This is a genomic window from Cellulomonas sp. ES6 (genome assembly GCF_030053835.1).
GTDB lineage: Bacteria > Actinomycetota > Actinomycetes > Actinomycetales > Cellulomonadaceae > Cellulomonas.
In genome coordinates this window covers 3,865,814-3,892,414 of sequence record NZ_CP125655.1, presented here as the reverse complement: position 1 = coordinate 3,892,414, position 26,601 = coordinate 3,865,814, and the positions used below count along the sequence as shown (strand labels likewise).

Genomic DNA, 26,601 nt, shown 5'->3' with positions numbered 1-26,601 from the left:
CGGCGGGGTGGTGCTGGGGTGGGCGGGGCGGAGCGCGGGTGACGGACGGGGACGGCCGGGGCGGGGTCGCCCCGGGACGCGTCAGCCCGGGGGTGCGGCCGCCGGGCCGGCGGTCGCGGCGATCGCGGCGAGGTCCGCGACGACGGACGGCAGGTGGTCGTGCACGTCGCCCCGGCGGCCGGCGGCGTCCCACCGGACGAAGGTCGCGTGCGAGAGCACCATGAGCAGCGCGCCGACCAGCAGGACGACGGCCTCGTCCGCCCCGTCGCCGAGGCGGCGGCGGACGAGCTGCTCGATCTCGTCGTGCAGGCCGCGGACGTGCGCGTAGGCCCGCACGAGCAGGTCGGGGTGGCCGCGCGCGACCTCGAACGCCCGCTCCATGCGCTCCTTGCCGAGCGGCGGGTGGTCGAGGACGTGCGCGACGAGCGCCTGCACGTCGGGCAGCAGGTCACCGGTGGGCCCGCCGCCGGCGAACCTCGCGGCGGCGGCCGGGTCGATCCGCCAGTGGGCGAGGCCGAGCACGGCGTCGTCCTTCGACTCGAAGTAGTTGAAGAACGTGCGGACCGAGACCCCGACCTCCGCGCAGACGGCCTCGACCGTCACCTGGTCGAGGCCGTGCTCCGCGGCCAGGCGGTGCGTGGCGTCGACGAGCGCCTCGAGGCGGGCGCGCTTCTTGCGGGCGCGCAGCCCCTCGGGCTCGACAGCTTCTTGCATGGCATGCATTCTTGCACGCTCTGCACGGTTGCGTCAGGCAGCGGACCGGGTGAAGCGGCTCACACCTCGCCGAAGCCCTCCTCGACGGCGCCGACGAACGCGTCGACCGCGACGCGGGCCTGCGGACCGGTCGCGGAGACCTCCAGGGTGCGGCCCTGCGTCGCGCCGAGCTGCATGAGCTCCAGCACGCTCGCGGCGTTCACCCCGTCCACCCGCACCGTCGCGTCGAAGCCGGCCATCATCCGGGCGAGCACCGCGGCCGGCCGGGCGTGCAGGCCCATCGGGTTGCGCACGACCACCTGCGCGGTGATCGGGTTCTCCTCCCCCGGCGTGCCGGACCCGGCGGGCGGCGCGGGCGCCGGTCCCCCGGCGTCGACGGGCCCTCCGGTGCCGACCGGCGGCACCTGCCCGGCACCGGCCGCGTGCGGGAAGCCCGCCCCCGCGGCCACCGCCGCGCCGAGCACCTCGCCGACGGGTGCGCCGCCGGCCGCGGTGACCGCGGCCGCGACCGCCGCCTCCACCATCGGGGCGTCCGCGAGGTGCACCCGCGCGGCGACGTCCTCGTCCAGGAACTCGAGCACGGACTCCGTCGTCAGCACCGCCGACCCGAGGTCCGTGAGCACGACGGCCGAGCGCCCGTCCGCGGTCGCCTCGGTGAGCGCGTCCTGCACCAGGTCGAAGCTGGTGCCGAGGCCCCCGGCCCCGTCCCCGCCGGCCGCCACGATGAGCACGTCGGGCGCCATCTGCCCGGCGAGCTCCCGCAGACCGGCCGCGAGCCGCTCGGAGTGCGAGACCAGGACCAGGGCGACGGGGGCGCTCATGCCGCCTCCGCCGCCGTGGCCGCGGCGGCCTCGAGGATCAGCGCGCTCGACGTCGCCCCCGGGTCCTGGTGCCCCGCGGAGCGCTCGCCGAGGTACGACGCGCGGCCCTTCGTCGCGACCAGCGGGATGGTCGCGACCGCGCCGGCCCGCGCCGCCTCGGCCGCCGCCGCGAGGACCGCCGCCGGCGAGGCCCCCGCGTCCGCGGCCTGCACGGCGGCCTCGACCGCGGGCGTCCAGGCGTCGACCATCGTCTTCTCGCCGGTGGTGGCCTTGCCCCGGACGACGATGCCCTCGAGCCCCGCCTCCAGCATCGCCACGACCGCGTGCGCGTCCAGCTCCGGGAGCCCGGTGACCTTCGCCGCCCGCAGGTACGCCGTGCCGTAGAGCGGGCCCGCCGCCCCGCCCACCGTCGACATCAGGGTGGTCGCGACGAGCTTGAGCACCGCCCCCACGTCACCCGGTGGCGCCTCCAGGGCGTCGAGCTTGGCCAGCACGGCGGTGAATCCCCGGCTGAGGTTCTCGCCGTGGTCGCCGTCACCGATCTGCCGGTCGAGCTCGATGAGCTCCTCCCGGTTCTCGGCGACCACCTGCGCCGTCCGGCGCACCCAGGCCTCCGCCCACGTCGCACCCAGGGATCCCGTCATGCTCCGCTCCCACCTCCGCCGTCGTGCCGGCGGCCACGCGTCCCGGAGGACGGCGGGCCCGATGCCCCCAGCAGCCGTCTCGCGGCTACCAGTGCAGCGCGGCCGTGCGCACCGGCGCGTCCCACAGCGCGGTGAGCTCGTCGTCCAGCCGGAGCACAGTGACCGAGGCGCCCTGCATCTCCAGTGATGTCACATAGTTGCCCACGAGCGACCGGGTCACCTCGACCCCGCGGCCCTCGAGCAGCCTGCGTGCCTGACGATAGACGACGTAGAGCTCGGACAGCGGCGTGCCACCCATCCCGTTGACGAACAGCAGCACGCGCTCGCCGGAGGCCAGGCCCAGGTCGTCGGCGACGGGCGTCAGCAGCATCTCGGTGATCTCGTCCGCGCCGGCCAGCGGGATGCGGCGCCGGCCCGGCTCGCCGTGGATGCCGATGCCGATCTCGATCTCGTCCTCGGGCAGGTCGAAGGACGGCTTGCCGGCGTGGGGGACGGTGCACGCGGTGAGCGCGACGCCCATCGACCGGACGTTGGCGACGACCTTCTCGGCCACCGCGACGACCGCGTCCAGGTCGTCGCCGCGCGCCGCGGCCGCGCCGGCGATCTTCTCGACGGCGACGGTGCCCGCGACGCCGCGGCGGCCCGCGGTGTACAGCGAGTCCTCGACGGCCACGTCGTCGTTCACCACGACGGTGCGGACCGTGACGTCGTCCGCGTCGGCGAGCTCGGCCGCGGTCTCGAAGTTGAGGACGTCGCCGGTGTAGTTCTTGACGATCGCCAGCACGCCCGCACCGCCGTCGGCCGCGGCGAACGCGGGGGCGATCTGGTCGGGCGTGGGCGAGGTGAACATGGCGCCCGGCACCGCGGCGTCGAGCATGCCGTCGCCGACGAAGCCCGCGTGCAGCGGCTCGTGCCCGCTGCCGCCGCCCGAGACGAGGCCGACCTTGCCGCTGACCACGCCTCCCGCGCGGGAGACGAAGAGCGGGTCCGTGTGCACCTGCACGACGTCCGCGTGCGCCAGCCCGAATCCCTCGACGGACTCGGCGACGACGTTCTGCGGGTCGTTGATGAGCTTCTTCACGTCGGTGGTTCCCTTCCGCGCGGCCGGTCGCGGCGCCGTCGTCGCGACAGCACTCACACTCGCCGCGCAGGTGGCGGGCGTCAAGGGGCAGGCGTGCGGCCGGGGTGCACGTTCGTGCACCCCGGCGCCGGCCCCCGTCAGGCCCGGCCGAAGAGCGTCCGCGCCTCCGCGACCAGCATGATCGAGCCGGTCACCAGCACCGCGGCGCCGCGCTCGACGTCCCGCTCCGCGAGGTCGGCGGCGAGCGTCACCGCGTCGTCCAGCCGCTCCCGCACGTGCACGCGGTCCTCGCCGAAGACGTCCCGGGCGATCTCGGCGAGGTCGTCGACCTCCATCGCGCGCGGCGTCGAGGCCCGGGTCACCACCACGTGGTCGAGCGCCGGCTCCAGCACCGCGAGGATGTTCTCGGGGTCCTTGTCCGCCATCACCCCGACGACGCCCACGACGCTCTGGAACGCGAACGCCTCCTCGACCGCCGCCACCAGCGCCTCGGCGCCCGCCGGGTTGTGCGCGCCGTCCACCAGCACGGTCGGGCTCGACCGCACCAGCTCCAGCCGGCCCGGGGAGTCCATGTCCGCGAACGCGACCTCCACCACGGCCGCGTCCAGCGCGCCGCCGCCCGCCATCAGCGCCTCCGTCGCGGCGAGCGCCGCGAGCGCGTTGTGCGCCTGGTGCTCGCCGTGCAGCGGCAGGAACACGTCGGTGTAGACGCCGCCCGTGCCGCGCAGCGTGAGCAGCTGGCCGCCGACGGCGACCTGGCGCTCGACCACGTCGATGTCGACGCCCTCGCGCACCACGCGCGCCCCGCGCTCGGCGGCCGCGTGGAGGATCACGCCCTCCGCGTCCTCCTCCTGGCGCGACAGCACCAGCGTGGCGCCGTCCTTGACGATCCCGGCCTTCTCCCCCGCGATCTCCACGAGGGTGTGGCCGAGCCAGCGCTCGTGGTCGTGCGCCACCGGGGTGATGACCGCGACCTCGCCGTCGGCGACGTTCGTGGCGTCCCAGCGGCCGCCCATCCCGACCTCGACGACGGCGACGTCCACGGGGGCGTCCGCGAACGCGGCGAACGCCATGACGGTGAACACCTCGAAGAACGACAGCCGCGGCCGCCCCTCCGCCTGCTCCCGCACGTCGACCATGTGCACGTACGGCGCGACGTCCTGCCACACCTCGACGAACCGCTCGTCGGAGATCGGCTCGCCGTCGATCGCGATGCGCTCGGTGACCCGGCTCAGGTGCGGGCTGGTGAACCGCCCCGTCCGCAGCCCGTGCTCGCGCACCAGGCGCTCGACCATGCGGGCCGTCGACGTCTTGCCGTTGGTGCCCGTGAGGTGCACGACCCGGTACGCGCGCTGCGGGTCGCCCAGCAGCTCGCAGACCGCCCGCACCCGCTCGAGCGTCGGGTCGATGTCGTGCTCGGGGGCCCGCTCGAGGATCCCCGCGTACACCTCGTCCGCGGCACGGCGGGCGGCCGCCGCGGCCTCGTCCCGCAGGTGGTCGGCCCCGCCCCGGCCCTTCCCGGCGGCCATCAGGCGTCCACCCGCTCGACGCCGACGGTGAGCTCGGCGCCGTCCGCGGGCTCCAGGACCACCGCCGTCGCGAGCGTCTCGGACGCGATGAACGCCTGGTGCGCCTCGACGGCCGCGCGGTGCTCCGCGGGGACGCCCAGCGTCAGCCGGATCCGGTCGGTCACCACCAGGTCCGCCGCCTTGCGGGCGTCCTGCACGGCGCGCACCACGTCGCGGGCGTAGCCCTCGGCGAGCAGCGCGTCGTCCAGCGCGAGGTCCAGCACCACGAACCCGCCCGACGGCAGCACCCCCGCGGCCAGCGTGGGCGCCTCCCCCTCGGCGGTGGTGACGTCGATCGTCGTGGTGAGCTCGTACTCGGAGTCCAGCACCGGCACGTCGCCCTCGTCGGTGCGGACCACCACGCGGCCCTCCGCGTCGGTGGACCAGTCCCCGGCCTTGGCGGCCCGGATGACCGCCTGGACCCCGCGGCCCAGGCGCGGACCGGCGGCGCGGGCGTTCACCGCGAGGTTGCGGCGCACCGCCACCCCGCCGGCGGCGGCCTCCTCGACCGTCGACAGCACGACGTCCTTGACGTTGAGCTCCGCGGCCAGCAGGTCCCGGAACGGCGCGAGGGCCTGCGGGTCCGGGGTCGCGACGCGCAGCTCCCGCAGCGGCTGGCGGACGCGCAGCGCGTTCGCCTTGCGCAGCGCGAGCGCCGCCGAGACGGCCTCCCGCACCCCGTCGACGGCCGCGACGAGGTCGTCGTCCGCCGCCAGCGCGGCGTCGTCCGCCCCACCGTCGCCCAGCACCGGCCAGTCCGTGAGGTGCACGGAACGCTCACCGGTCAGGCCGCGCCAGACCTCCTCCGACAGCAGCGGCGCGAGCGGCGCCATCACCCGGGTCAGGGTCTCCAGCGCCGTCCACAGCGTGTCGAACGCCGCGGCGTCCTCCCCCCAGAACCGGTCGCGCTGCGTGCGGACGTACCAGTTGGTCAGCAGGTCCAGGTGCACGCGCACCGTCTCGCAGGCGCCCGGCACGTCGTACGCGTCGAGCTGCGCGGTCACCTCCTCGACCAGCCGCCGCGTCCGCGCCAGCAGGTACCGGTCCATCGTCGACAGCCGGCCCTCGGCGTGGTCCTGCGCCGTGACGCGCCGCGCGGTGAGGCCGTCGCCGGCCGCGTTGGCGTACAGCGCGAAGAAGTACCACGTGCTCCACAGCGGCAGCAGCACCTGGCGGACCTCCGAGCGGATGCCCTCCTCGGTGACGACGAGGTTGCCGCCCCGCAGGATCGGCGACGCCATGAGGAACCACCGCATCGCGTCCGACCCGTCGCGGTCGAACACCTCGTTCACGTCCGGGTAGTTGCGCAGCGACTTGCTCATCTTGCGGCCGTCGGAGCCCAGCACGATGCCGTGCGACACCGACGTGCGGAACGCCGGGCGGTCGAACAGCGCGGTGGCCAGCACGTGCAGCAGGTAGAACCAGCCGCGGGTCTGCCCGATGTACTCCGTGATGAAGTCGCCCGGGTAGTGGTGCTCGAACCACTCGGTGTTCTCGAACGGGTAGTGCACCTGGGCGTACGGCATCGACCCGGAGTCGAACCACACGTCCAGCACGTCCGGGATGCGGCGCATCGTCGAGCGCCCGGTCGGGTCGTCCGGGTTCGGGCGCGTCAGCTCGTCGATGAACGGCCGGTGCAGGTCCGGCTCCCCGGCGTCGTTCAGCGGCAGCCGGCCGAAGTCCGCCTCCAGCTCCGCGAACGAGCCGTACACGTCGATCCGCGGGTACTGGGGGTCGTCGCTCACCCACACCGGGATCGGGGTGCCCCAGTAGCGGTTGCGGGACACCGACCAGTCACGCGCACCGGCCAGCCAGTTGCCGAACTGGCCGTCCTTGATGTGCTCCGGCACCCAGGAGATGTCCTGGTTCAGCTCGACCATCCGGTCACGGAACGCCGTCACCTTGACGAACCACGACGACACCGCCTTGTAGATCAGCGGGTGCCGGCAGCGCCAGCAGTGCGGGTAGGAGTGCACGTACGACGCCTGGCGCAGCAGCCGGCCGTCCGCGCGCAGCCGCTGCGTGATCGGCTTGTTCGCCTCGAACACCTGCAGGCCCTGGAAGTCCGGGACCAGGGAGGTGAACCTCCCGCCGTCGTCGACGCTCAGCACCGTCGGGATGCCCGCGGCCTCGCAGGTCTCCTGGTCGACCTCGCCGTACGCCGGGGCCTGGTGCACCACGCCGGTGCCGTCCTCGGTGGTGACGTAGTCCGCCAGCAGCACCTGGAAGCCGTGCTCCGCCATGCCCGGCTGGTCCGCGAGGTAGCCGAACAGCGGCTCGTACCGCACGCCCGCCAGCTCGGCGCCGCGCAGCTCGCGGGTCACCGCCGCCAGGGCGTCCTCGGCCGAGTCGTAGCCCAGGTCCTTCGCGTAGCCCTTGACCAGCGCGCGGGCGAGCAGCAGCTGCGTCGCCGCGGCCGAGGTGCCGTTCGGCCCGGCCGGGACGACCACGTACTCCACGTCCGGCCCGACCGCGAGCGCCGAGTTCGTCGGCAGCGTCCACGGGGTGGTCGTCCACGCCAGCGCCGCGACGCCCGCGAGCCCGAGCTCCTCGGCGCGCGCACCCGTCAGCGGGAACGTCACCGTCACCGTCTGGTCCTGGACGTCCCGGTAGACGTCGTCGTCCATGCGCAGCTCGTGGTTCGACAGCGGCGTCTGGTCGTTCCAGCAGTACGGCAGCACGCGGTAGCCCTCGTACGCCCAGCCCTTGTCGTACAGCCGCTTGAACGCCCAGATCACCGACTCCATGAACGTCGGGTCCAGCGTCTTGTAGTCGTGGTCGAAGTCCACCCACCGCGCCTGCCGGGTGACGTACACCCGCCACTCGTCGGTGTAGCGCAGCACCGACGTGCGGCACGCGTCGTTGAACGCCTTGATGCCCATCGTCTCGATCTGCGACTTGTCCGTGATGCCGAGGATCCGCTCCGCCTCGAGCTCCGCCGGCAGGCCGTGCGTGTCCCAGCCGAACCGGCGCTCCACGCGGCGGCCCCGCTGCGTCTGGTACCGGCCGACGATGTCCTTCGCATAGCCCGTCAGCAGGTGCCCGTAGTGCGGCAGGCCGTTCGCGAACGGCGGGCCGTCGTAGAACACGAACTCGTTCGCGCCGTCCGCGCCGGCGTCACGCGCGTCGATCGACGCCTGGAACGTGCCGTCCGCCTCCCAGTACGCGAGGACGTCCTTCTCCAGCGCGGGCAGGTCGGGGGACGCGGGCAGGCCGAACGCGGCCCCCGGGGACGACGGGGCGACGTGCTTGCCGGCGGGCGAGCGGTGCAGGGGGTAGGCCATGGCGGATGGCGCTCCTGTGGTCGGTGCTCCCGCCGGCGGGCGGCGGGGGCGGTGCGGTTCGGCAGGACCACGGGGACGACGTCACCCGGGCCGGACACCGACCCGGGGGCACCGCGGTACCACCCCGCTTGCCGTCCACCGTGCCCCTCGCGGGGTGCGGTGCGCGACCACTCTGCGCTGCGGCTGTGACGGGCCTGCCCCGTCCGGTTCTACTGGGGACGCGCCCGGTGGTGCGACGCGGCCTGTTCTTCCGGAGGCTCCCCGGTGATGGCCGGATCGGTGCCTGTGGGGACGAGTGTAGCGACGGTGGCGGACGTGGACGCGCGGAGCGCGTCGGGCGCCGAGCCGGCGCCGCCCGTCGGCGGGGCGGAGATCAGGCGCGCAGCGCCTCCCGGACGGAACGGCCCGGCCGGAGCCCGGCCGGGCCGGTGGCCGTCATCCGTCCGCGCCGCCCCGACCTGCGGACGCCTCGCCCGCCCCGCCGTACGCGTACGCCCCGTCCTGCGGTGCCGCGAGCGCCACCGCCGGGTCGGCCGAGAGGTACCGTCCGCGCGCCGGGTCGTAGTACCGCGTCCCGACGAGCAGCAGGCCGGTGCCGTCCTGCGGCGCGCCGAGGAAGGCGCGGTCGTCCGGCCAGACGGGGCTCGCCGCACGGGCCGCGCCGAAGGCGTCGAACCGCCGGGTGGTGAGGATCTCCTTGACGTTCTGGATCGCGGCGATCGCCGTCCCGTCCGCGTCGGTGACGAACGAGGTCACCGCCGAGCCGGACCTGCCGGTGCGCACGGCGACCGTCATCCCGGCGAACGTGTAGGAGCGCGACGCCGTGACCTGGCCGTCGGCGGTGAGCGTGATCTCCTGCCCACCGGGCAGCGTCACGGTCGTGCTGCCGTCCTGCCGCCGGACGAGCCGGTCGCCGTCGGCGGTGTACAGGTAGGACGACGTCGACGAGCCCGACCGGACCGTGGTGAGGCGGCCCTCGGCGTCCCAGGTGAGCGTCTGGGCGGCGCTCCCGGAGGGCGCGCGGGTGGTCGTGCTGCCGCTGGCGTCGGAGGCGTACCGCGAGGTCACGGTGCGGGACCCGGTGGTGCGGGCGACCGACGCCAGGGCGTGCGGCCGGCCGGACGCGGCCGCGTAGGTGTACCGGTCGGTGGTGGTGCCGGTCGCGGTGCGGGTGACCTGCGTGAGCCGGTTGCCCGCCGCGTCGTAGGTGGAGTCGGTCCAGGAGGGAACGGGACCGCCGAGCCGGGCCACCGACCGGGTGGTCGCGCAGCTGCCGCTCGCGGGGGTCCACGCGCTGCGCAGCCGGCCGAGCCCGTCGCGGGTGAAGCACTGGGTGTCGGTCTTCTGGCCGGTGCGCCGGGTCACGACCTTGGTGACGTTGCCCGCGGCGTCGTACTTGACCCGCTGGTCGAGGTCGGTGGCCCCGGACGACTGCCTCGTGAGCGCGACGCCGGTCAGCCGGCCGGTCCCGTGCTCGTAGTCGTAGCTGATCCAGTTCGCGGCGGTGTTGCCCACGTCGAGGCTCATCAGCTCGCCGGAGGACGAGTAGACCGTCCCGGCGACGTAGACGCCCCAGCCGAGACCGCCGTGCATCCACTCCGGCAGGTTCGCCGCGTCGTACTCCGTCCAGATGCTCTCGGCGGTCAGCGGACCGGCCGCCGGGAGCGTGGTGCGGAGCAGCTGCCCGTCCACGGTGTACTCGTACTCCGTGGTGTAGGTGCCGGCCAGAGCGCCCTCGACGGACGGCAGCGTCACGGACTCCCCGAGCGGACGGTACCCGTCGTCGTAGCCCGTCACGGCGGTGACGTAGGCCGCGCCGGCCTCGTAGCGGGTCGACGACGTGAGCTGCCCCGCGGCGAGGGTGTCGTACGTCCACTCGGCCCGCAGGTCCCCGGTGGCGGAGCCGTCACGCAGGGAGGTGCGCCGTCCGAGCGCGTCGTACGTCGACGCGAGAGTCAGGCCCCGGGCGTCGGTGACCGTGAGCACCTGACCGGCGTCGTCGTACGTCCGGGTGGTGGTGCCCGTGTCCGGGTCCGTGACGGAGACCTGCCGGCCGCGCAGGTCGTAGGTGGCGGTCCACGTGCTGCCGTCGGCGTTGCGCACCGAGGAGAGCGCGCCGGAGGGCGCGTACCGGTAGGTGGTCAGCTTGTAGGTGCCGGAGGGCGCGCCGGAGGTGTAGCTCCGCAGCTGCGTGGTGCGGCCGCGCGCGTCGAGGACGGTGGTCTGCGCGACGCCGCCTGCGGGCGGGTCGGTGCTGACGCGGTCGCCGCCGTAGGTGGTGGTCGTGCGCCACTTCTCGCGGCCGTCGACGTCGAGGATCTCCTTGCGCAGCCGGCCGGCGCCGTCGTGGACGTACCGGGTCCGGGACGGGACCGCCGACTTCGGCGCGACGAGCGCGCCGCCCGGCTCGCCCGGGGCGAACCACGCGCCGTTCTCGTACGACACGTACCCGCGGCTGTCGTAGACGGTGTCGGTGACCATGCGCCCGGCGGTGCCCGCGGCGAGCGACGGCGACTGGGTCTGCCGCGGGCGCAGCAGCCCGTCGTAGAGCGTGACCACGCTCTGGTAGGTGCCCGCGGCCGTGAGCGTCGAGGTGGTCACCGCGTCCGGCCCGGATCGCGAGACGACGTACGCGTAGGTCGTGCTCGCCGTCGCCGAGGCCTGCGGCCGGCCGGGGAGCCAGACGGCGGTGGGCCGGCCGAGGGCGTCGTACCGGGTGCTCGTGACCTTGCCCGCCGCGTCGACGACCTCGGTGGGCAGGCCCCACGCGGGGTCGAGCGTGGTGGTGACCACGTGCGGGGTGAGGTCGCCGTCGCCGTCCGGGTCGGGCGACGTCTCGGTGACACCGGTCACGGGTCCACCCGTCGCCGGGGTGTAGGCGGTGGTGGTGGTGCGGCCCAGGGCGTCGGCGCGCGCGACGACGCGGCCCGCGTCGTCGTACGTCGTGGACGTGTCCGTCACGTACACCGGGGCCCCGTCCGCGTACGACGCGAGCACCTCGGTCGCGGTGACCAGCCCGCGCGTCGGTGCGACGCCGACCGCGGCGCCGTCGTACGAGGTGCGCACGTCCGAGACGACGTCGGCCGGCCTCGCCGGGGTGACGTCGCACCGGACGGCGACGGTCTCGACGCGGGCGGGCGCTCCGACGACGGTCGTGGCGCCGTCCCGCGCGTACTCGGTGCGGGTGCACAGGTCGTCGGCGGCGGTCGCGAGGTCGCCCTCGTCGTCCACCTGCGTGACCGTCCCGTCGGCCGGGTCGAAGGTGGTCGCGGTCCGGGTGGTCCGGCGGCCGCCGGGCAGCGCGGGTGCGGTCGTGCGGGTCTCGGAGAGCCCGACGCCCAGGAAGGTCGAGGTCCGGCCGTCCGCCCCGGTCGCCGTCGGCGGCGACACCCACGGCGTCCGCACCACCCCGGTGAGCTCGCCGGTCCCCGCCCCGTCGTAGGTGATGACCTCACGGACGAACCCGGCGAGCCGGCCCTCGTCCGTGATGCCGTCGACGCTCGCGGACCGGGTCCCGCCGGACCCGAGCAGGTCCCCGTCCATCCCGCGGAAGTAGCGGTAGCGGGTCGTGGACCTGGTGGTGTCGGAGGGCGCACCACGGACGACGTCGACCGTCGCGTAGCCCCGGAAGTCGCCCCAGGTGCGCTGCGCCACCGGCGTGCGCGCGTCGTCGTCGTGGTGCCAGGCCGCGCCCCCGACGTACCGGTAGTGCGTCTCGACGGTCGCGCTCGTCCCGTCGTTCGGGTTCTCGAGGACCGAGGACACCGGGTAGGTGTGGAAGTACTCCGGCTGCGCACCCTCGGTGGCGGGTGCGCTGAGCACGGGGAAGCAGCGCGAGGAGCTCGTGCTGGGATCTGCCGGCAGCGACGTCGCGGAGCAGCCGGGAGCCGTGTAGGAGACCGAGGTCGTCGCTCCGGACTCGGACACCACGGAGGAGACCCGGTAACGGCTCATGGCCGGGCCGCCGGCGCCGACCACCCGGTTCGCCAGCGGCGTGCCGGTGAAGGAGACGTCCGGCAGGTCGACGGTCGTCCCCGCGAGGCCGCTGTGCCCGATCTTCGCGAGCCACAACGCGGTCTCCGAGCCGTCACCGGGGTCGGGGAACGTCTGCGTCAGCGTCCAGCGGTCCACGTCCCGGTAGGTCGCGCCCGCGAGCACCTGCGTCGTCACCCGGGCGAGCCGCTTGCGGGTGAAGAACGCCGGCGACGTGACACCCGGGCAGGACGTGGTCGACGTGCAGACCAGGTCGGCCGGGACGTCGGGCCAGGCCGCGGCGCTCGACGGCGTCAGCTGGTCCGGGTCGCACGTCACCGACGCCGACGGCACGCAGCGCTCGGCGACCGTGAGCTCCACGCGCGAGGGCGCCGGGCCGGTGGTCTCCTCGCCGGCGCGCTGCCCGTACTCGACGCGCGTGAGGTAGCCGCCGCGGTCGTACGTCGAGACCGCCGCGCCGAGGTCCCGCTCGTACGCGTTCTGCTCGCGGGTGTAGAAGTACGTCATCGAGCCGCCGGACGCGTCGACGACGTACTCGAGGTTCCAGCGCCAGGCCTGCGCGCACACGGACTCCGCGAACGTCTCGGCGTGGCACGGCTCGCCCGCCTGGTTGCCGTAGACCGGGACGGTCCAGGCCGAGTCCAGCGGCGTCGGGTCGGTCGCCGAGCGCTGGCCGCGACCGAAGACGTACCGGGTGCCGTCCGTCGTCGTGACGGCCCAGTACTCGCCGTCGTCGTCCCCGTTCGACGCACCGGTCAGCCTCTCGACGCGGCTCCCGTCGTCCTGCTGGACCCGCCAGGTCCCCGTCGCGGCGTCCTCGACGAGCGGGCTGGTGGTGCCGTTCAGCACGAGCACCGCCGCACCCGACGACCAGCACAGGTCACCGGTGGCGTGCCCCTCGTTGTTGCCGCCCGCGGTGTCCTGGGCGCACGGCACGTAGGACCGCTCGACGTACCCCGTGCCGAGGTCCCAGCCGTCACCGACCCAGGAGGCCTGGTTGTTGGTCGCGGACGTCCGGCGGTCGACCGAGCCGGAGGAGTACGCGAGCGCGAGGTCGGGCTCCGGACCGCCCGCGGCCGGCGGGACGCGCAGCGGGTAGGTCCACCGGAGGTCACCGGTCTGCGCGACGACGTCCCAGCTCGCGGAGGCGGACGGGACGGGCCCGGACGGGGACGGGGCGGGCGCGGACGAGTCGGATCCCGCCAGCGGGGCCGACGCGACGCCCGACAGGGACGCGTCGGACGCGGACGCGGGCGGCCGCGGGGTCGCCGCCCAGCTGCCGGTCGAGCCGGACGTCGCCGCGGTCACGGCGAGCGCGCCGGCAGCGGCGAGCGGCACCGCGGCCCGCACGGTCTGCGCGACGGGGTCGTTCACCGACTCGATCTCCGTCTGCGTGCGGCACTGCGCGTCCGACGGCGTGTCGAGGGCGCAGTCCGGCAGGCTGACGAGTCGCAGCCGCGCCGACCAGTCCCCGCCGTACGCGTCCGCGAAGGGGGCGTAGCTCACCGTGACGACGACGGGCGCCCCGGCGTCCGCGACCTCGGTCTCCGACTCGGCCGGACGGACCGACGCCGTCTGCTCGACGACGGCGGGCGAGGTGGTCGGCGAGGTGGTCGGTGACGGCGCCGAGGTCGCGGCGGTCGCCGCCGGAGCCGGCGTCCCGTCAGGCCCGGCGTCGGCGCCCTCGGCCCCGCTCACCGGCTCGAGCGCGAGCAGCACCCCGTCCACGCCGATCGCCTCGGCCGCGTCGTGGTCGACCACCTGGACCTGGACCGCGTCGGGGGACTCCGCCGTGCCGGACTGCTCGAGCCGCACCAGCGTCTCGGCGGTGACGGCCGCGGACGGGTCCGCGTCGGTCGCGCCCGGCGGGTCGACCGCGATCGTCGCCGTGCTCTCCGCGGGCCAGGCGACCGGCTCGGTGCTCGCCGCCGCGACCGGGTCGTGAGCGGGCGGCGCCGGCTGGGCGAGCGTCTCGACGGCCAGGGGCTCCGCCTGCTCGACGGCGGGCGCGGAGGCGACGCCCGCCGAGCGACGGTCCTCGTCCGACGGCGCGGCCGCTGCCGTGCCCGGAGCCGCCACGGCCAGGGTCGCCAGCAGCGACGCGACGACGACCACGGTCAGGCCGGTGCGCCGTCCCGGGGAAGCGCTTCGCCCCCGTCGTGTCGTCCCGTGCGGCAGGGCAGGCACAACAACGGTGTGACGACGCACAGCTCCCCCTCGTACGCGGATGCGCGATGCGCGCCGGTGGCCGGAAGGTACAGCCACCGCACCCGAGGGCACCCCGGCTTCGGCCGCCGGCACACCCGTTCGGCCCTGTGTGACGCACGCCACAGTGGAGCGTCTTCCCTGGTCACGGGCCGTCCAGGGACCAACGTCCGGCGCGCGGCACCGCGCTCCCGACGTCCCGCCCGCGTGCGGAAGCCGGCCGGTCGGCCGACCGCGCCGGCCGCGTCAGACCGCGGGGCGGGCGACCGGCGGCAGCGCGGACCACGGGAACGTGATCCACTGCGCCGTCCGCCGCCACACGAAGTCCGGGTCCACGATGGAGTGCGGCTTCGCGTAGAGCACGGCCGAGCGGGCCTCGGCGCAGTGCTGCGACACGAGCCGCTGCACGAGCGCGAGGGTCTCCCCTGTGTCGGCCACGTCGTCGACGACCAGCGCGCGGCGACCGGCCAGCGCCTCGGTGTCCAGCAGCGGCGGCAGCACCACCGGGTCGGGCAGCCGGGTGTCGATGCCCGTGTAGAACTCCACGTTGAGGGTGCCGCAGGCCTTCAGCCCGAGCGCGTACGCCAGGGCGCCGGCCGGCAGCAGCCCGCCGCGGGCGACCGCCACCACCACGTCGGGCTCGAAGCCGGACGCCACCACGTCGCGGGCGAGGTCGCGGGCGGCCTCCCCGAACTGGTCCCAGCCGAGGATCTCGCGCTCGTCCGGCAGGTCCTGGCCGGGGGCGGCCTCCGCAGTCGTCATGGCGGTCAGCGTAGTGGCCCCGCCCGGGGCGTCAGGTCGCGGGGCCCGCGGCGTGCTCGACGATGCGGCGGACGTCGTGCAGGTGGTGCAGCGCGTCGTGCGCGTTGTTGCGCGCGACGTCCCCGGCGCGCTGCGGGCCCCGGGTGGCGTGGTCGAGCACCACGCCGGCCGCCAGCGCCGCGGTGACCGACTCGACCCACCACGGCACGACCCGGCGCAGGGCACCGAGGGACGCCCCGACGGTCGCGTGCTCGTAGTCGAGCAGCTCACCCAGCGCGTCGGGGTCGTACCCGGCGGCGGCGGTGCGGCCGTCGCAGCGCGCCGCGTCGAGGCGATACGCCCACGCCCCGAGGTTGTCGGCGACGTGCCGCACGTACGCCGCGGTCGACCACGTGAGGCCCGGCAGGCGCAGCGGCTCCGGGGCGGCGACCAGAGCCGCGTCGAACCGGCCCGGCACGTCCGCGACCGCGTGCACCGCGTCCTCGGCCGTGAGGCCCCATCGGTAGCCGCACGCGCGGCACGGGTCGCCGTACAGCGCGGCCCCCCACAGCTCCATCCGGGCACCGTACCGCGCACCCGCGGGGCGGCGGGGCCGGTCGCGCGCGCCCGTCCCGGGCCCCGGCGCGTGCCGGCCAGGCGCCGGACGGTCAGGCGCTCTCGCGCAGCGCGCGGCGCCGGTTCTCCTCGTCGAAGAGCTGCGCGGCGAGCGCGCGGTAGCCGTCCGGGTCCTGCACGGCGTCCATGCGCTGCAGCCGGCCCCGCAGGTCGGCGATGCGGCGCGTGAGCTCGAGCTCGACGAGCGCCATGACGAGGCCGCGCGCGTAGGTCGGCAGGCGGTCGGGCCGGTCCTCGGGCAGCGGCGCGACGGCGAGCTGGGTGACGAGCGACCGGACCGGGGCCGCCGCCTCCTCGCGGACGGCCTCGACCCAGCCGACGGTCGCGCCGGGTCCTCCGGCACCGACCCGCGTGCGTGCCCCGGCGGCGCCGCCGGCCGCCCGCACCGCGGCGTGCACGGCCCGGTAGGCGGGAGCGGTGAACGCCTCGGGCGGCAGGTCGTCGAACTCCGGCGGCACGAGGTCGGGCATCTGGAGGACGGCCTCGAGCGCGCGGCGCTCCGTCGCGGCGACCGGGTCCCGCGGGTCGGGCATCGTCATGCGGGGCGCGGGCAGCGCCGTGCCCTCGCCGCCCGGCCCGGTCGGAGCCGCGGCGCCGGCGTCGTGCGGCGGCTCGTGCCCGGGGTCGTACGCCTCGGGCGGGGGCTCGTCCCAGCGGCGGTCCTGCGACCGGCCGTCGCGGCGCCCGTCGCGCCCGTCCCAGCGTCCGCCGCCGGGCCGGCCGTCACCGCGCCCGCCGCCGTCGCGGCGCTGCCAGCGGTCGCCCGCCGCGCGGGAACCGCCGCCGGCCGGCCCGCCCCCGCCGCCCGACGCCCGCCCGGCGGCGACGCGCCCGGCGGGCACGCGCTCCCCGTGCGCTCGCTGTAGCCACCGGACCGCGGGGCCTCGCGACCCGCACCCCGCCCCCGCCCCGGGACGCCTGCTGCACGGCCCGCTGCACCGTCTCCACGTCCATGCCGAGCCAGCCCGCGAGCATCCGGGTGTACTCGGGCCGCAGCGCGGTGTCGCGGATGCCGCCCGGGATCGGCGCCGCGGCGCGCAGCGCGGCCACCCGGCCCTCGGCGGTGTGCAGGTCGAACCCCTCGAGCGTCGTGCGGATGACGAACTGGAACAGCGGCTGCCGGGACCGCACGAGCGCACGCACCGCGTCCGGTCCCTGCGCCTGCCGGAGCTCGCACGGGTCCATGCCGCCGTCGGCCACCGCCACGAACGTCTGCGCGCTGAACGCCTGGTCCTCCCCGAACGCGCGCATCGCGGCCTTCTGGCCCGCGGAGTCGCCGTCGAACGTGAACACCACCTCGCCGCCGACGGACTCCCCCGACGCGAGCTGGATGCCGCTGCCCGTCCCGCCCGCACCCATGACCCATGAGCCGCCGCACGACGCGCGCGTGGTCGGACCCGAACGCGGTGCCGCAGGTCGCGACCGCGGTCCCGACGCCGGACAGGTGCATGGCCATGACGTCGGTGTAGCCCTCGACGACGACGACCTGCTTGTTCTTCGCGATCTCGCGCTTGGCCAGGTCGATGCCGTAGAGCACCTGGGACTTCTTGTAGAGCGCCGTCTCCGGGGTGTTGAGGTACTTCGGGCCCTGGTCCTCGTCGAACAGCCGGCGCGCGCCGAACCCGACGACGTCGCCCGTGACCTCCCGGATCGGCCACACCAGCCGCCCGCGGAACCGGTCGTAGAGCCCGCGGTTGCCCTGGCTCATGAGGCCCGTCGCGGTGAGCTCGGCCTCGGTGAACCCCTTGCCGCGCAGGTGCCGCAGCAGGGAGTCCCAGCCCTGGGGGCGTAGCCGACGCCGAACTGCTCCGCCGCCGCGCGGTCGAACCCGCGCTCGGCGAGGAACGCCCGGGCGGTCGCCGCGCCGGGCGTGAGGAGCTGCTCGGCGTAGTACTCCGCGGCGACGCGGTGCGCCTCCAGCAGCCGCTGCCGCTTGCCGGGCTCGTGGCCCGGGCGCGGTCCGCCGCCCTCCTCGTACCGGAGCTGCACGCCGACCCGGCCGGCCAGGTACTCGACGGCCTCGGTGAACGGCAGCCCGTCGATCTTCTGGATGAAGTCGATGACGTCGCCGCCCTCGCCGCACCCGAAGCAGTGGTACAGCCCCACCTGCGGGCGGACGTGGAACGACGGGGACTTCTCGTCGTGGAACGGGCACAGGCCCTTCATCGAGCCGACGCCGGCGGACTTCAGCGCGACGTGCTCGCCGACGACGTCCTCGATCCGGGCGCGCTCGCGGACGCTCTGCACGTCCTCCCGCCGGATGCGTCCCGCCACGGGGACGATCCTAGGTCCCCGCAGCGGGCGAGCCGCCGTCGTCCCCAGCGGGCCGACGGCGGCTCGTGCCCGGCGCTCAGTACCGGAAGCGCGACACCCGGGCCTCGAGGTCGGCGGAGAGCTGCGCGAGCTCCACCACCGAGACACCGACCTGCCCCAGCACGTCGGACTGCGACGCGGCGGCGGAGGCGACGCCGGTGATGTTCGTGGCGATCTCCCCGAGCCCGTCGCGGCCTCGGCCACGGAGCGGGACATCTCGTTGGTCGTGGCGGTCTGCTCCTCCACGGCCGAGGCGATCGTCAGCTGGTAGTCGTTGATCGACGCGATGATCTGCGAGATCTCCCCGATCGCCGCCACCGCACCCGTGGTGTCGCCCTGGATCGCCTCCACCCGGCGCGCGATGTCCTCCGTCGCCTTCGCGGTCTCCTGCGCCAGCTCCTTCACCTCGCCGGCCACCACCGCGAAGCCCTTGCCCGCCTCACCGGCGCGCGCCGCCTCGATCGTCGCGTTCAGCGCCAGCAGGTTCGTCTGCTCCGCGATCGACGTGATCACCTTCACCACGTTCCCGATCTCCTGCGACGAGGACCCCAGGCGCGCGACCTGCTCGTTCGTCGTGGCCGCCGCCGACGTCGCCTGACCCGCGACCTTCGCCGCCTGCGACGCGTTCTGCGCGATCTCCCGGATGCTCGCCCCCATCTGCTCGGCACCCGCCGCGACCGTCTGCACGTTGCGCGACACCTGCTCCGCGGCAGCCGCCACCACCACCCGCCTGAGCGGACGTCTCGTCGGCGCCCGCGGAGACCTGGCTGGACGCCGCCGAGAGCTCCTCCGCCGCCGCGGCGACCGCTTGCGCCGAGTCGCGCACCCCGCCGACCGTCGCCCGCAGCGCGACCTGCGCCTCGCCGAGCGCGCGCGCCATGTCGCCGATCTCGTCCTGCGACGACACGTCCGCGGGCACCGTCAGGTCGCCGTCCGCCATGGCCACCAGCGAGGTGCGCACCGCCGCGGCAGCCGCGCGGATCCGCCGGGCGATCAGCACCGCCACCGCGATCGCCGCCACGGCGCCGACACCCAGCCCGATCCACGTCACGAGGATGGCCTGCGCGGTCCGGGCCGCCACGTCGTCGGCCTCGCTCGCGATCGTCGCCGCGATCTCGTCCTGCACGGTCGAGACGCTCTCGACGAGCGCCGTGCCCTTGGCCCCGGCACCGCCGTCGCGCAGCTCGGCGAACCCGGCGTGGTCGTCCGCCTCGGCCAGCGGCATCAGCTCGGTCTCGAGCATCTGCCGGTACTCGACCCACGCGGTGGTGTACTCGTCCCAGCCGGCGGGCACGGTCCCGAAGGAGGTCCGGTACGCCTGCTCCAGGTCGTCCGCCGCCGCCTCGACCGCGCCGTACCCGTCCTCGATCTTCTGGATCTCGCCGTCCTTCGACCCCGCCGGGTACGTCGCGACCATGCCGGTGAGCATGCGGACGTTCCACAGGGCGGCCTGGAACCGCGACAGCGCGCCGTTGACGGTCGCGTCCGCCGTCGACATCGCGCTGGTCATCGTGCGCACCTGCGACATCTGCGTCACGGCGAAGCCGCCGACCGCCAGCGAGAACACGACGGCGACGGCGGCCACGCCGATGATCTGCGTGGCGAGCGGCAGCCGGCGGCCGGCGAGCGCGCGGCGGCCCGGGGACGGGTCGGGCGGGGAGGACGGGGACGTCGGGGCAGCGGCCCGGGTCTCAGCAGTCACGGTGCGGCTCCAGAGGCTCGGCCCTCCCCCTGCGGCCCGCGGCGCGGGCCCCTCTCGGGCTCACCCTCCCTGATCGGGCGGGCGGCCTCACCCGTGAGGATCACGCGACCGCCGCGGACGGGTGACGCCCGGCGATTCACCCGCGGTGCCGTGCCTCGCCGCGGTACGGCCGCGTCAGCAGGTCTCCCAGCTCCCGCACCCGGCCATCTCCAGCGTCGGCTCCACCGGCGTGTCCTCGGCCGGGTGCTGCTCGAGGTACACCGCGTCGCCGACCTGGAGCGGGAGGCCGGTGGCGGGGTCGACCACCAGCCGCTCGGTGCCCCCCGTCGACGGCCGGTACTCGACGACCGTGCCCGGGCGGCCGCGGTCGTCCGTGCCGTCCGCCACCGTCGCGCCGGGCAGGCCGCCGGCCACCCCGACCGCCGCCCGGAGCAGGTCCGTGGGCAGGATGCCGCCGTCGCGCAGCAGGTCCTGGACCATGCCGAACACCTTGTCGTCGTCGCTGCCCGCTCCCCCGCGGTCAGGCTCGACGGAGTCCCGCAGCACCTGCCCGAGCGCACCGGCGTCCGTCGGCAGCAGCGCCGGGTCGCGCAGCATGTCGACCCAGACGCCGTCGATCCGGAACCGCCCGACCACGTTCGTCGGCCCCATCGCGGCCGGCGCGGTCAGGTCGCCGTCCCACACGATCAGTCCGGGCAGCTCGCGGCTGCGCCACGTCTCGGTGCGCTCGGTGCCGCCGTCCGCCGCCGGGCTCTCCATGAGCACGTACCAGTACGGCGCCGCCCCCTGCGCGGTGCCGGACCCGGGCTCGATCGTCCCGGCCCCGTCCGTGCCGGCCGCGTCGGTGGCGGCCGGACCGGACGCCGCCTCCCGCGCCGCGGCCTCGGCGGCCAGGCGTGCCGCCTCGGCCTCCGCCTCGAGCGACGCGCCGTCCGTCGGCGCCACCGTCGCGGTGCGGCCGAGCGAGCCGGTGCCCGCGGGGCCGACCTCGGAGGCACCGCCTCCCGGCCCCCCGGCCCACGCCTGCGCCGCGACCACGCCCGTCACCGCGACCAGCGCGAGCGCCCCCGCACCGGCGGCCCGGCCGCGGGCGCGGCGCCGCCGGGCCCGCGGGATCACCGCGTCCAGGTCGACGTCGGACGGGGGCGCGGCGGCCAGCGCGCGCTCGCGCAGCTCGCGGGCGAACTCCTCGTCGGTGGTCATCGCGCGCTCCTCACGTCGGTGGGGCCGGCCTCGCCCAGGGTCACGCGCAGCCGCGCGAGCGCCCGGGAGGCCGTGGACTTCACGGTGCCGACGGACACGCCCAGGTCGTCGGCCACCTCGGACTCGGACAGCCCCTCCAGGTGCCTAAGGACGACGACGCGGCGCTGCCGGGTGCTCAGCGTCGCGAGCGCCCGGACCAGCCGGTCCCGCTCGGTCAGCCGCTCGTCGCTGCCCGGCACCGCCCCGTGCGGCAGGTCGCCCGGCTCCACGAGCACCTCGCGCCGCCGGCGCCGCCACCCGTCGATCCGGAGGTTCGCCAGCACGCGCCGCGCGTAGGCCAGCGGGTCGCGCTCCCGCGCCCGGCCCCACGCCAGGTAGGTGCGCACGAGCGCCTGCTGCACGAGCTCGTCCGCCTGGTGCGCGTCGCCGCACAGGAGCCACGCGGTCCGGGCGAGCGCCGGCGCGGCGTCGGCCATGAACGCCGCGAACTCCGCGTCGCGCTCTCCGCGCTCCCCGGCGCCGGCCCGCACCACGGGCAGCACCAGGGTCACCGGGTCCGGCGCCCCGCTGCCCTCGTCGGGGAGGGTCGTCGTCGCTGTCACACCAGGTACACGCACGACGGGCCCCGGAGGTTGCGTCCGCCGCGTCAGTACCGCGGGGGCGGCGCGAGGCGCGCGTGCCAGGCCGCGGCGGACACGTCGGTGAGCGAGGCGACCTGGTCGACGACGACGCGGAGCCGGGCGGCGTCGTCGGGGGCCGCCTTCCAGTCCGCGGCGAACGGGGGCTCGAGCGCGAGCGGCGCGCGCTCGGACAGCACGTGCACCAGGTCCGCGAGGATCTCCCGCTGCCGCTGGTACAGCGGCTCGAGCTCGCGCGGCGCCATCACGTAGGTCACGGCGAGGCCCTTGAGCACCAGGATCTCGGCCGTCGTCGTGTCGGGGACGATGAGGTCCGCGGCGTAGCGGGTCAGCGGGCCCGGCCCGTAGACCTCCCGCGTCGCGAGCTGGGCGGCGCGCGCGAAGCGCCCGATGAGCTGGCTCGTGGTGTCCTTGAGCGCCGCGAGCGCGCCGCGGGAGCCGTCGAACCCGGGGCGCCACAGGTCGGCGGCGACCAGCCGGTCCATCGCGGCCTCCAGGCCGGCGGCGTCGATCGCGTCGCCGTACCAGGTGCGGACGGACTCGGCGACGCGGGCGCGCTCGTCCGGGACGGTGAGCACCGCGAGGTCGAACCGCCCGCCGACCACGGCGTCCTCGACGTCGTGCACGGAGTAGGAGATGTCGTCCGCGAGGTCCATGACCTGCGCCTCGAGGCACTTGCGCTGCTCGGGTGCGCCGTCGCGCAGCCACGTGAACACCGGCAGGTCGTCCGCGTAGACGCCGAACTTGTGCGTGGGGCGGCCGGTCGCCGACAGCGGGCCCTCCCCCAGGCCCCACGGGTACTTCACCGAGGCGTCGAGGCTCGCGCGCGTGAGGTTGAGCCCCACCGCGACGCCGTCCGCCACGACCTTCGGCTCGAGCCGGGTCAGCAGCCGCAGCGTCTGGGCGTTGCCCTCGAACCCGCCGATGTCGCGCGCCAGGTGCGCGAGCGCCCGCTCGCCGTTGTGCCCGAACGGCGGGTGCCCGAGGTCGTGCGCGAGGCACGCGGTGTCGACGACGTCCGGGTCGCACCCGAGCGTCTTGCCGATCTCGCGCCCGACCTGCGCGACCTCCAGGGTGTGCGTCAGGCGGGTCCGCACGAAGTCGTCGGTCGAGGGGCCGAGGACCTGCGTCTTCGCGCCGAGCCGGCGCAGCGCCGAGGAGTGCACCAGGCGGGCGCGGTCGCGCTCGAACGGCGTCCGGGACCGCGACTTGGGCGCCTCCGCGACCCACCGCTCCCGGTCGGCGTCCACGTAGCCGTCGGGCTGGTCAGGGGTCACGGGCCCAGCCTATCGAGCGGCCGCGAGAGGCCGGGCCCCGGGCGGGCGGCGCCCCGCGCGGGCGGCGGCGCGGGCAGGCGGCACGCCGGGCGGGCGGTGTCCCGGCGGGCGGGTCAGCCTCGCCCGGCACCCGGTCCCACGCCGTCGGCCCCGCCCGCACGCGCCGGCCGGGTGCGCGCGAACCAGGCGGCCGCGTGGGCGACGAGCGCCCGCTGGTCCATGAGCCGCGCCGTGGCCCGGCCGACGGCACCGGTGCGCTCGCCCCCGGCCGCCGCGAAGTCCCGGCCGGCCGCGACGAAGTCGCTGTCGTCCACCACGGGCTCGGTGAACGGCACCCACACCCGGCGGCCCCGCTCGAGCAGCGGGGCCGCGTTCGGGACGCGGGCGCTCGCCGTGCCGGAGCGCGCCTCGGCGAGGTGCAGCGAGGTGTTCTTGTCGTGGTCCACCCCGAGCAGCAGCACCTGGCCGTCGCGCCGGTGGACGGCCTGCAGCGGCGACCCCTCCCCGACCGGGTCGTCCAGGTCGTGGCGCGCGACGACCTCGGCGGCCAGCGGCCCGCGCGCGGCGAACGACCGGTGCGGGTGCCCGGACCGCAGCGTGCCGGGCCGGGTGCGCACCGCCTCCGCGACGGCACCCATCGACCGGCTCGGCGTGGTCCGCGGGTCGTACGGCGGCAGCGCCGCACGGACCGCCTCCCAGGCGGCGCGCGGCACGCCCGGGTCCGCCAGGTACGCCGGGTCGCAGAGCTGCCAGCTCTGGGTCGGCACCACGAGCGTGCCGTCCGGTCCGAGCGCGGTCTCGAGCGCGAGCGCCACCGCCTCGGCGCCCCCGACCACCCGCCCGAGCGAGGACAGGCTGACGTGCGCCAGCAGCACGCCCCCGGGCCGGACCCCGAGCGCCCGCAGGTCGTCGACCAGCCGCTCGGGCGTGACGACGGGGCCGGCGCCCGGGTCCGGGGTCACGCCAGCCGCCAGACCTGCACGCCGGGACCGTCGCCGGGCAGGTGCAGCCCGTCGGCGTCGACGCGCAGGTCGGCGCCGCCGTAGAGGTTCTCCGCGCCGGACGCGAGACGCCCGGGCAGGGTCGCCCCGCGCCAGGGCGCACGCGCCGCGAGCACCAGCACCCGCTCGTCCGCGGTCTCCCGCAGGTACGCGACGGCGTCGTCCTCGACGACGGCCCAGCGCAGGCCGCCCTCGCGCAGCGCGCGACTGGACCGGCGCAGGGCGATGAGGCGCCGGTAGACGTCGAACGTCGCGGCGTCCCACCGGGGACCACGGCCGGGGTCGCGGCCCTCGATGGCGTCCCAGGGCATGGGCACGCGGGCGTTCTCGCCGTTCCAGCCGGTCAGCCCGCCCTCGTCGCCCGCGAACAGCGCCGGGGTCCCGGGGTAGGTGAACAGCAGCCCCGCGGCGACCTCGACCAGCTCGCGGCTGCCGACCACCGTCCGCAGCCGCGGCGTGTCGTGCGAGCCGAGCATGTTCCACTGCGAGCGCGTCACCCGCCACGGCACGGTGGAGTCGAACTCCCGCATCGTGGCGACCGCGGACGGCCCGGTGCGGCGCGGGATCGTCGTCGGGATGCCGAGGAAGTCGAGCGTGGTGGCCGGGTCCACCAGCCACGTCCACACCGGCTTGGTGAACGCCCCGTAGTTCATGTTCGCGTGCCAGCCGGCACCGGTGAGGTCGCCGCCGGCGTCGTGGAAGTGCTCGCTGACCAGCACCGCGTCGGGGTTGGCGGCCGCCATCGTGGCGCGCACGGCCCGGGCGACGGCGTGCGCGAAGTCGTCCCCGCCGAACCGGCCGGTCATGTTCGCGACGTCGATGCGCCAGCCGTCCAGGGCGTACGGCTCGGCCAGCCACCGGGCGATCACGGAGTCCGGGCCGTCCACCAGGCGGCGGGCCAGCTCGCGCGACCGGTAGGACAGCTTGGGCAGCGACGGCACGTCGAGCCAGGCCGCGTACCCGCGCTCCGAGTCGTCCCAGTAGTAGAACTCCCGCTCCGGGGCCCCGGGGTCGGCGCAGGCCCGCCGGAACCACTCGTGGGCGTCGCCGGTGTGGTTCGTCGTGAGGTCGCCGACCAGCCGCATCCCGCGGCCGTGCAGCGCCCTGCTCAGCGAGGCCAGCGCCTCGTCGCCGCCCAGCAGCGGGTCCACGTGCCCGAACGTCGACGCGTCGTACCGGTGGTTCGACCGGGACGGGAACACGGGCGTCAGGTACACGGTGTCGACGCCGAGCCGCTGCAGGTGGTCGAGGCGCTGCTCGACGCCCAGCAGGTCGCCGCCGTAGAGCTGCACCGGCGTGACCGGGCCGCGCCCGACCGGCTCCTCGTCCCACGCCGCGGGCACGGCCCAGTCGGGCAGCGCCCGCTCGGTCCCGGACCGCGCGAACCGGTCCGGGAAGATCTGGTAGACCACCGCGTCCGACACCCACGCGGGCGCGCCGGGGTGCACGGTCAGCCGGAAGTCGCCCGCGTCGGTGACGTCCCGGTCGAACGCCCCCCGCCCGGTCAGCCAGCGGTAGCCCCCGGGCTCGTCGAGCAGCCAGCGGTAGGACGTCACCGGGTTGTGCACCGGCACCTCGGCGACGTACCAGCGCTCGCCGCCCTCCTCGCGGTCGAGGCGCGCGGGCACGATGTGCGGCTCGGCGTCCCGGACGGTGCGCACCCACACGCCGCGCTCGGGCGTGCCGGCGGGCACCCGCAGCCGCACCGGGACGACGTCGCCCAGCGCCGGGACCTCCTGCGGGGCGAACAGCTCGCTGCCGTCGTGGTGCGGGACGTCCAGCAGGTGGCCCGCCGGGCGGGCGTCGCGGCGCCGGGCGGGCGACGGGACGGTGGTCGTGGTGGCCATGCTCATCCCTTCACGGAGCCGGCGGTGAGGCCGGACACGATGTAGCGCTGGAGGAACTGGAACAGCAGGATCACGGGCACGGCGGCCAGCACGGCCCCCGCGGCGAACACGCCCCAGTACTCCGAGAACCGCTGGCTGACGTACTGGTAGAGGCCGACCGCCAGCGTCTGCTTGTCCGGGTCGACGAGCACGATCGACGCGATGAGGAAGTCGGAGAACGTGCCGACGAACGACAGCAGGCCGACCACCGCGAGGATCGGCGCGACGAGCCGCAGGATGATCGTGAAGAACGTCTGCGCGTGGCTCGCGCCGTCCAGGGTCGCGGCCTCGTCCAGCTCGCGCGGGACCGTGTTGAAGAACCCGTACATGAGGTACGTGTTCACCCCGAGCGCCCCGCCCAGGTAGACGAGGATCAGGCCGAGCCGGCTGCCCAGGCCGATGGCGGGGAACAGGTCCCGCAGCATGACCATGAGCAGGAAGATCGCCACGTACGCCAGCAGCTGCGGGAACATCTGGATCAGCAGCAGCGACAGCAGCCCGCCGCGGCGCCCCCGGAACCGGAACCGCGAGAACGCGTACGCCGCGCACGCCCCGAGGAACACGGTGCCGACCGCCGTGACGCCCGCGATGACGAGGGTGTTGACGAACCACTTCGCGTACGGGTGGACGGGGTCGGTGAACAGGTCGACGTAGTTGTCGGCCGCCACCGTGCCGAACAGCCGGTTCGACCCGGTGAGCGACCCGCTGGGGTTCAGCGACGACGAGACGATGTAGAGGATCGGGAGGATCGCGAACACGAGCGCCACGAGGGCGACGACGTGCCGCCAGCCGACCTCGCGCCACCAGCGGCGCGGGGACAGGCGCCGGGGCGCGTCGGGGGCGGTGCGGGAGCCGCGGGAGCCGCGGACGGCGGTGGTCTGGTCGGTGGCCATG

At 75.8% G+C, this 26,601-nt stretch carries 16 protein-coding genes and 2 pseudogenes; all 18 read right to left on the bottom strand.

Translation table 11 applies throughout. The features are described from left to right. Positions 1 to 81 precede the first annotated feature (81 nt). The 18 genes and pseudogenes from P9841_RS17965 to P9841_RS17880 all read right to left on the bottom strand — a co-directional run bounded on the left by P9841_RS17965 (position 82) and on the right by P9841_RS17880 (position 26,600). Entirely contained in the window at positions 82 to 714 is a 633-nt protein-coding gene (locus tag P9841_RS17965) for a TetR/AcrR family transcriptional regulator (protein ID WP_283319941.1), read from the bottom strand. 59 nt (positions 715 to 773) lie between these two features. Beyond that, complete coding sequence (gene dhaM / locus P9841_RS17960) at positions 774 to 1,535, bottom strand: dihydroxyacetone kinase phosphoryl donor subunit DhaM (RefSeq protein ID WP_283319940.1); 762 nt, start codon at positions 1,533 to 1,535, stop codon at positions 774 to 776. After that, the gene (dhaL, locus tag P9841_RS17955; RefSeq protein ID WP_283319939.1) at positions 1,532 to 2,179 is read right to left on the bottom strand and encodes a dihydroxyacetone kinase subunit DhaL; all 648 of its coding nucleotides are present in this window, start codon (positions 2,177 to 2,179) and stop codon (positions 1,532 to 1,534) included. Before dhaL ends, dhaM begins: the two co-directional genes overlap by 4 nt. Before the next feature lie 85 nt (positions 2,180 to 2,264). Next, entirely contained in the window at positions 2,265 to 3,260 is a 996-nt protein-coding gene (gene dhaK / locus P9841_RS17950) for a dihydroxyacetone kinase subunit DhaK (RefSeq protein ID WP_283319938.1), read from the bottom strand. A gap of 137 nt (positions 3,261 to 3,397) precedes the next feature. After that, complete coding sequence (locus P9841_RS17945) at positions 3,398 to 4,789, bottom strand: bifunctional folylpolyglutamate synthase/dihydrofolate synthase (RefSeq protein WP_283319937.1); 1,392 nt, start codon at positions 4,787 to 4,789, stop codon at positions 3,398 to 3,400. Then, entirely contained in the window at positions 4,789 to 8,112 is a 3,324-nt protein-coding gene (gene ileS / locus P9841_RS17940; protein WP_283319936.1) for an isoleucine--tRNA ligase, read from the bottom strand. Before ileS ends, P9841_RS17945 begins: the two co-directional genes overlap by 1 nt. 435 nt (positions 8,113 to 8,547) lie before the next feature. After that, a complete protein-coding gene (locus tag P9841_RS17935; RefSeq protein ID WP_283319935.1) occupies positions 8,548 to 14,220 on the bottom strand; it encodes a SpvB/TcaC N-terminal domain-containing protein in 5,673 nt (1,890 codons plus the stop codon). Positions 14,221 to 14,556: 336 nt separating this feature from the next. After that, positions 14,557 to 15,072 carry a phosphoribosyltransferase gene (locus tag P9841_RS17930; RefSeq protein ID WP_283319934.1) on the bottom strand — a complete coding sequence of 172 codons (516 nt, stop codon included), beginning with the start codon at positions 15,070 to 15,072 and terminating at the stop codon, positions 14,557 to 14,559. Positions 15,073 to 15,103: 31 nt separating this feature from the next. Further along, entirely contained in the window at positions 15,104 to 15,628 is a 525-nt protein-coding gene (locus P9841_RS17925; protein WP_283319933.1) for a DinB family protein, read from the bottom strand. Positions 15,629 to 15,719: 91 nt separating this feature from the next. After that, positions 15,720 to 16,529, bottom strand: a complete 810-nt coding sequence (dnaG, locus tag P9841_RS17920) for a DNA primase (RefSeq protein ID WP_283319932.1) — start codon at positions 16,527 to 16,529, stop codon at positions 15,720 to 15,722. 37 nt (positions 16,530 to 16,566) lie between these two features. Continuing rightward, a pseudogene (gene dnaG, locus P9841_RS17915) lies at positions 16,567 to 17,961 on the bottom strand (DNA primase); the annotation flags it as partial. Between the two features lie 76 nt (positions 17,962 to 18,037). Further along, positions 18,038 to 19,702, bottom strand: a pseudogene (locus P9841_RS19205) (methyl-accepting chemotaxis protein). A gap of 174 nt (positions 19,703 to 19,876) precedes the next feature. After that, positions 19,877 to 20,905 carry a hypothetical protein gene (locus P9841_RS17905; RefSeq protein WP_283319931.1) on the bottom strand — a complete coding sequence of 343 codons (1,029 nt, stop codon included), beginning with the start codon at positions 20,903 to 20,905 and terminating at the stop codon, positions 19,877 to 19,879. Further along, complete coding sequence (locus tag P9841_RS17900) at positions 20,902 to 21,507, bottom strand: SigE family RNA polymerase sigma factor (protein ID WP_502848042.1); 606 nt, start codon at positions 21,505 to 21,507, stop codon at positions 20,902 to 20,904. Before P9841_RS17900 ends, P9841_RS17905 begins: the two co-directional genes overlap by 4 nt. 44 nt (positions 21,508 to 21,551) lie before the next feature. Then, positions 21,552 to 22,820, bottom strand: coding sequence for a deoxyguanosinetriphosphate triphosphohydrolase (locus P9841_RS17895; RefSeq protein ID WP_283319930.1), 1,269 nt, complete (start codon positions 22,818 to 22,820; stop codon positions 21,552 to 21,554). Between the two features lie 113 nt (positions 22,821 to 22,933). Continuing rightward, entirely contained in the window at positions 22,934 to 23,782 is an 849-nt protein-coding gene (locus P9841_RS17890) for an AAC(3) family N-acetyltransferase (RefSeq protein ID WP_283319929.1), read from the bottom strand. Next, a complete protein-coding gene (locus tag P9841_RS17885; protein ID WP_283319928.1) occupies positions 23,779 to 25,668 on the bottom strand; it encodes a glycoside hydrolase family 13 protein in 1,890 nt (629 codons plus the stop codon). Before P9841_RS17885 ends, P9841_RS17890 begins: the two co-directional genes overlap by 4 nt. Positions 25,669 to 25,670: 2 nt before the next feature. Continuing rightward, positions 25,671 to 26,600, bottom strand: coding sequence for a sugar ABC transporter permease (locus tag P9841_RS17880; protein WP_283319927.1), 930 nt, complete (start codon positions 26,598 to 26,600; stop codon positions 25,671 to 25,673). Between the last annotated feature and the right edge of the window lies 1 nt (position 26,601).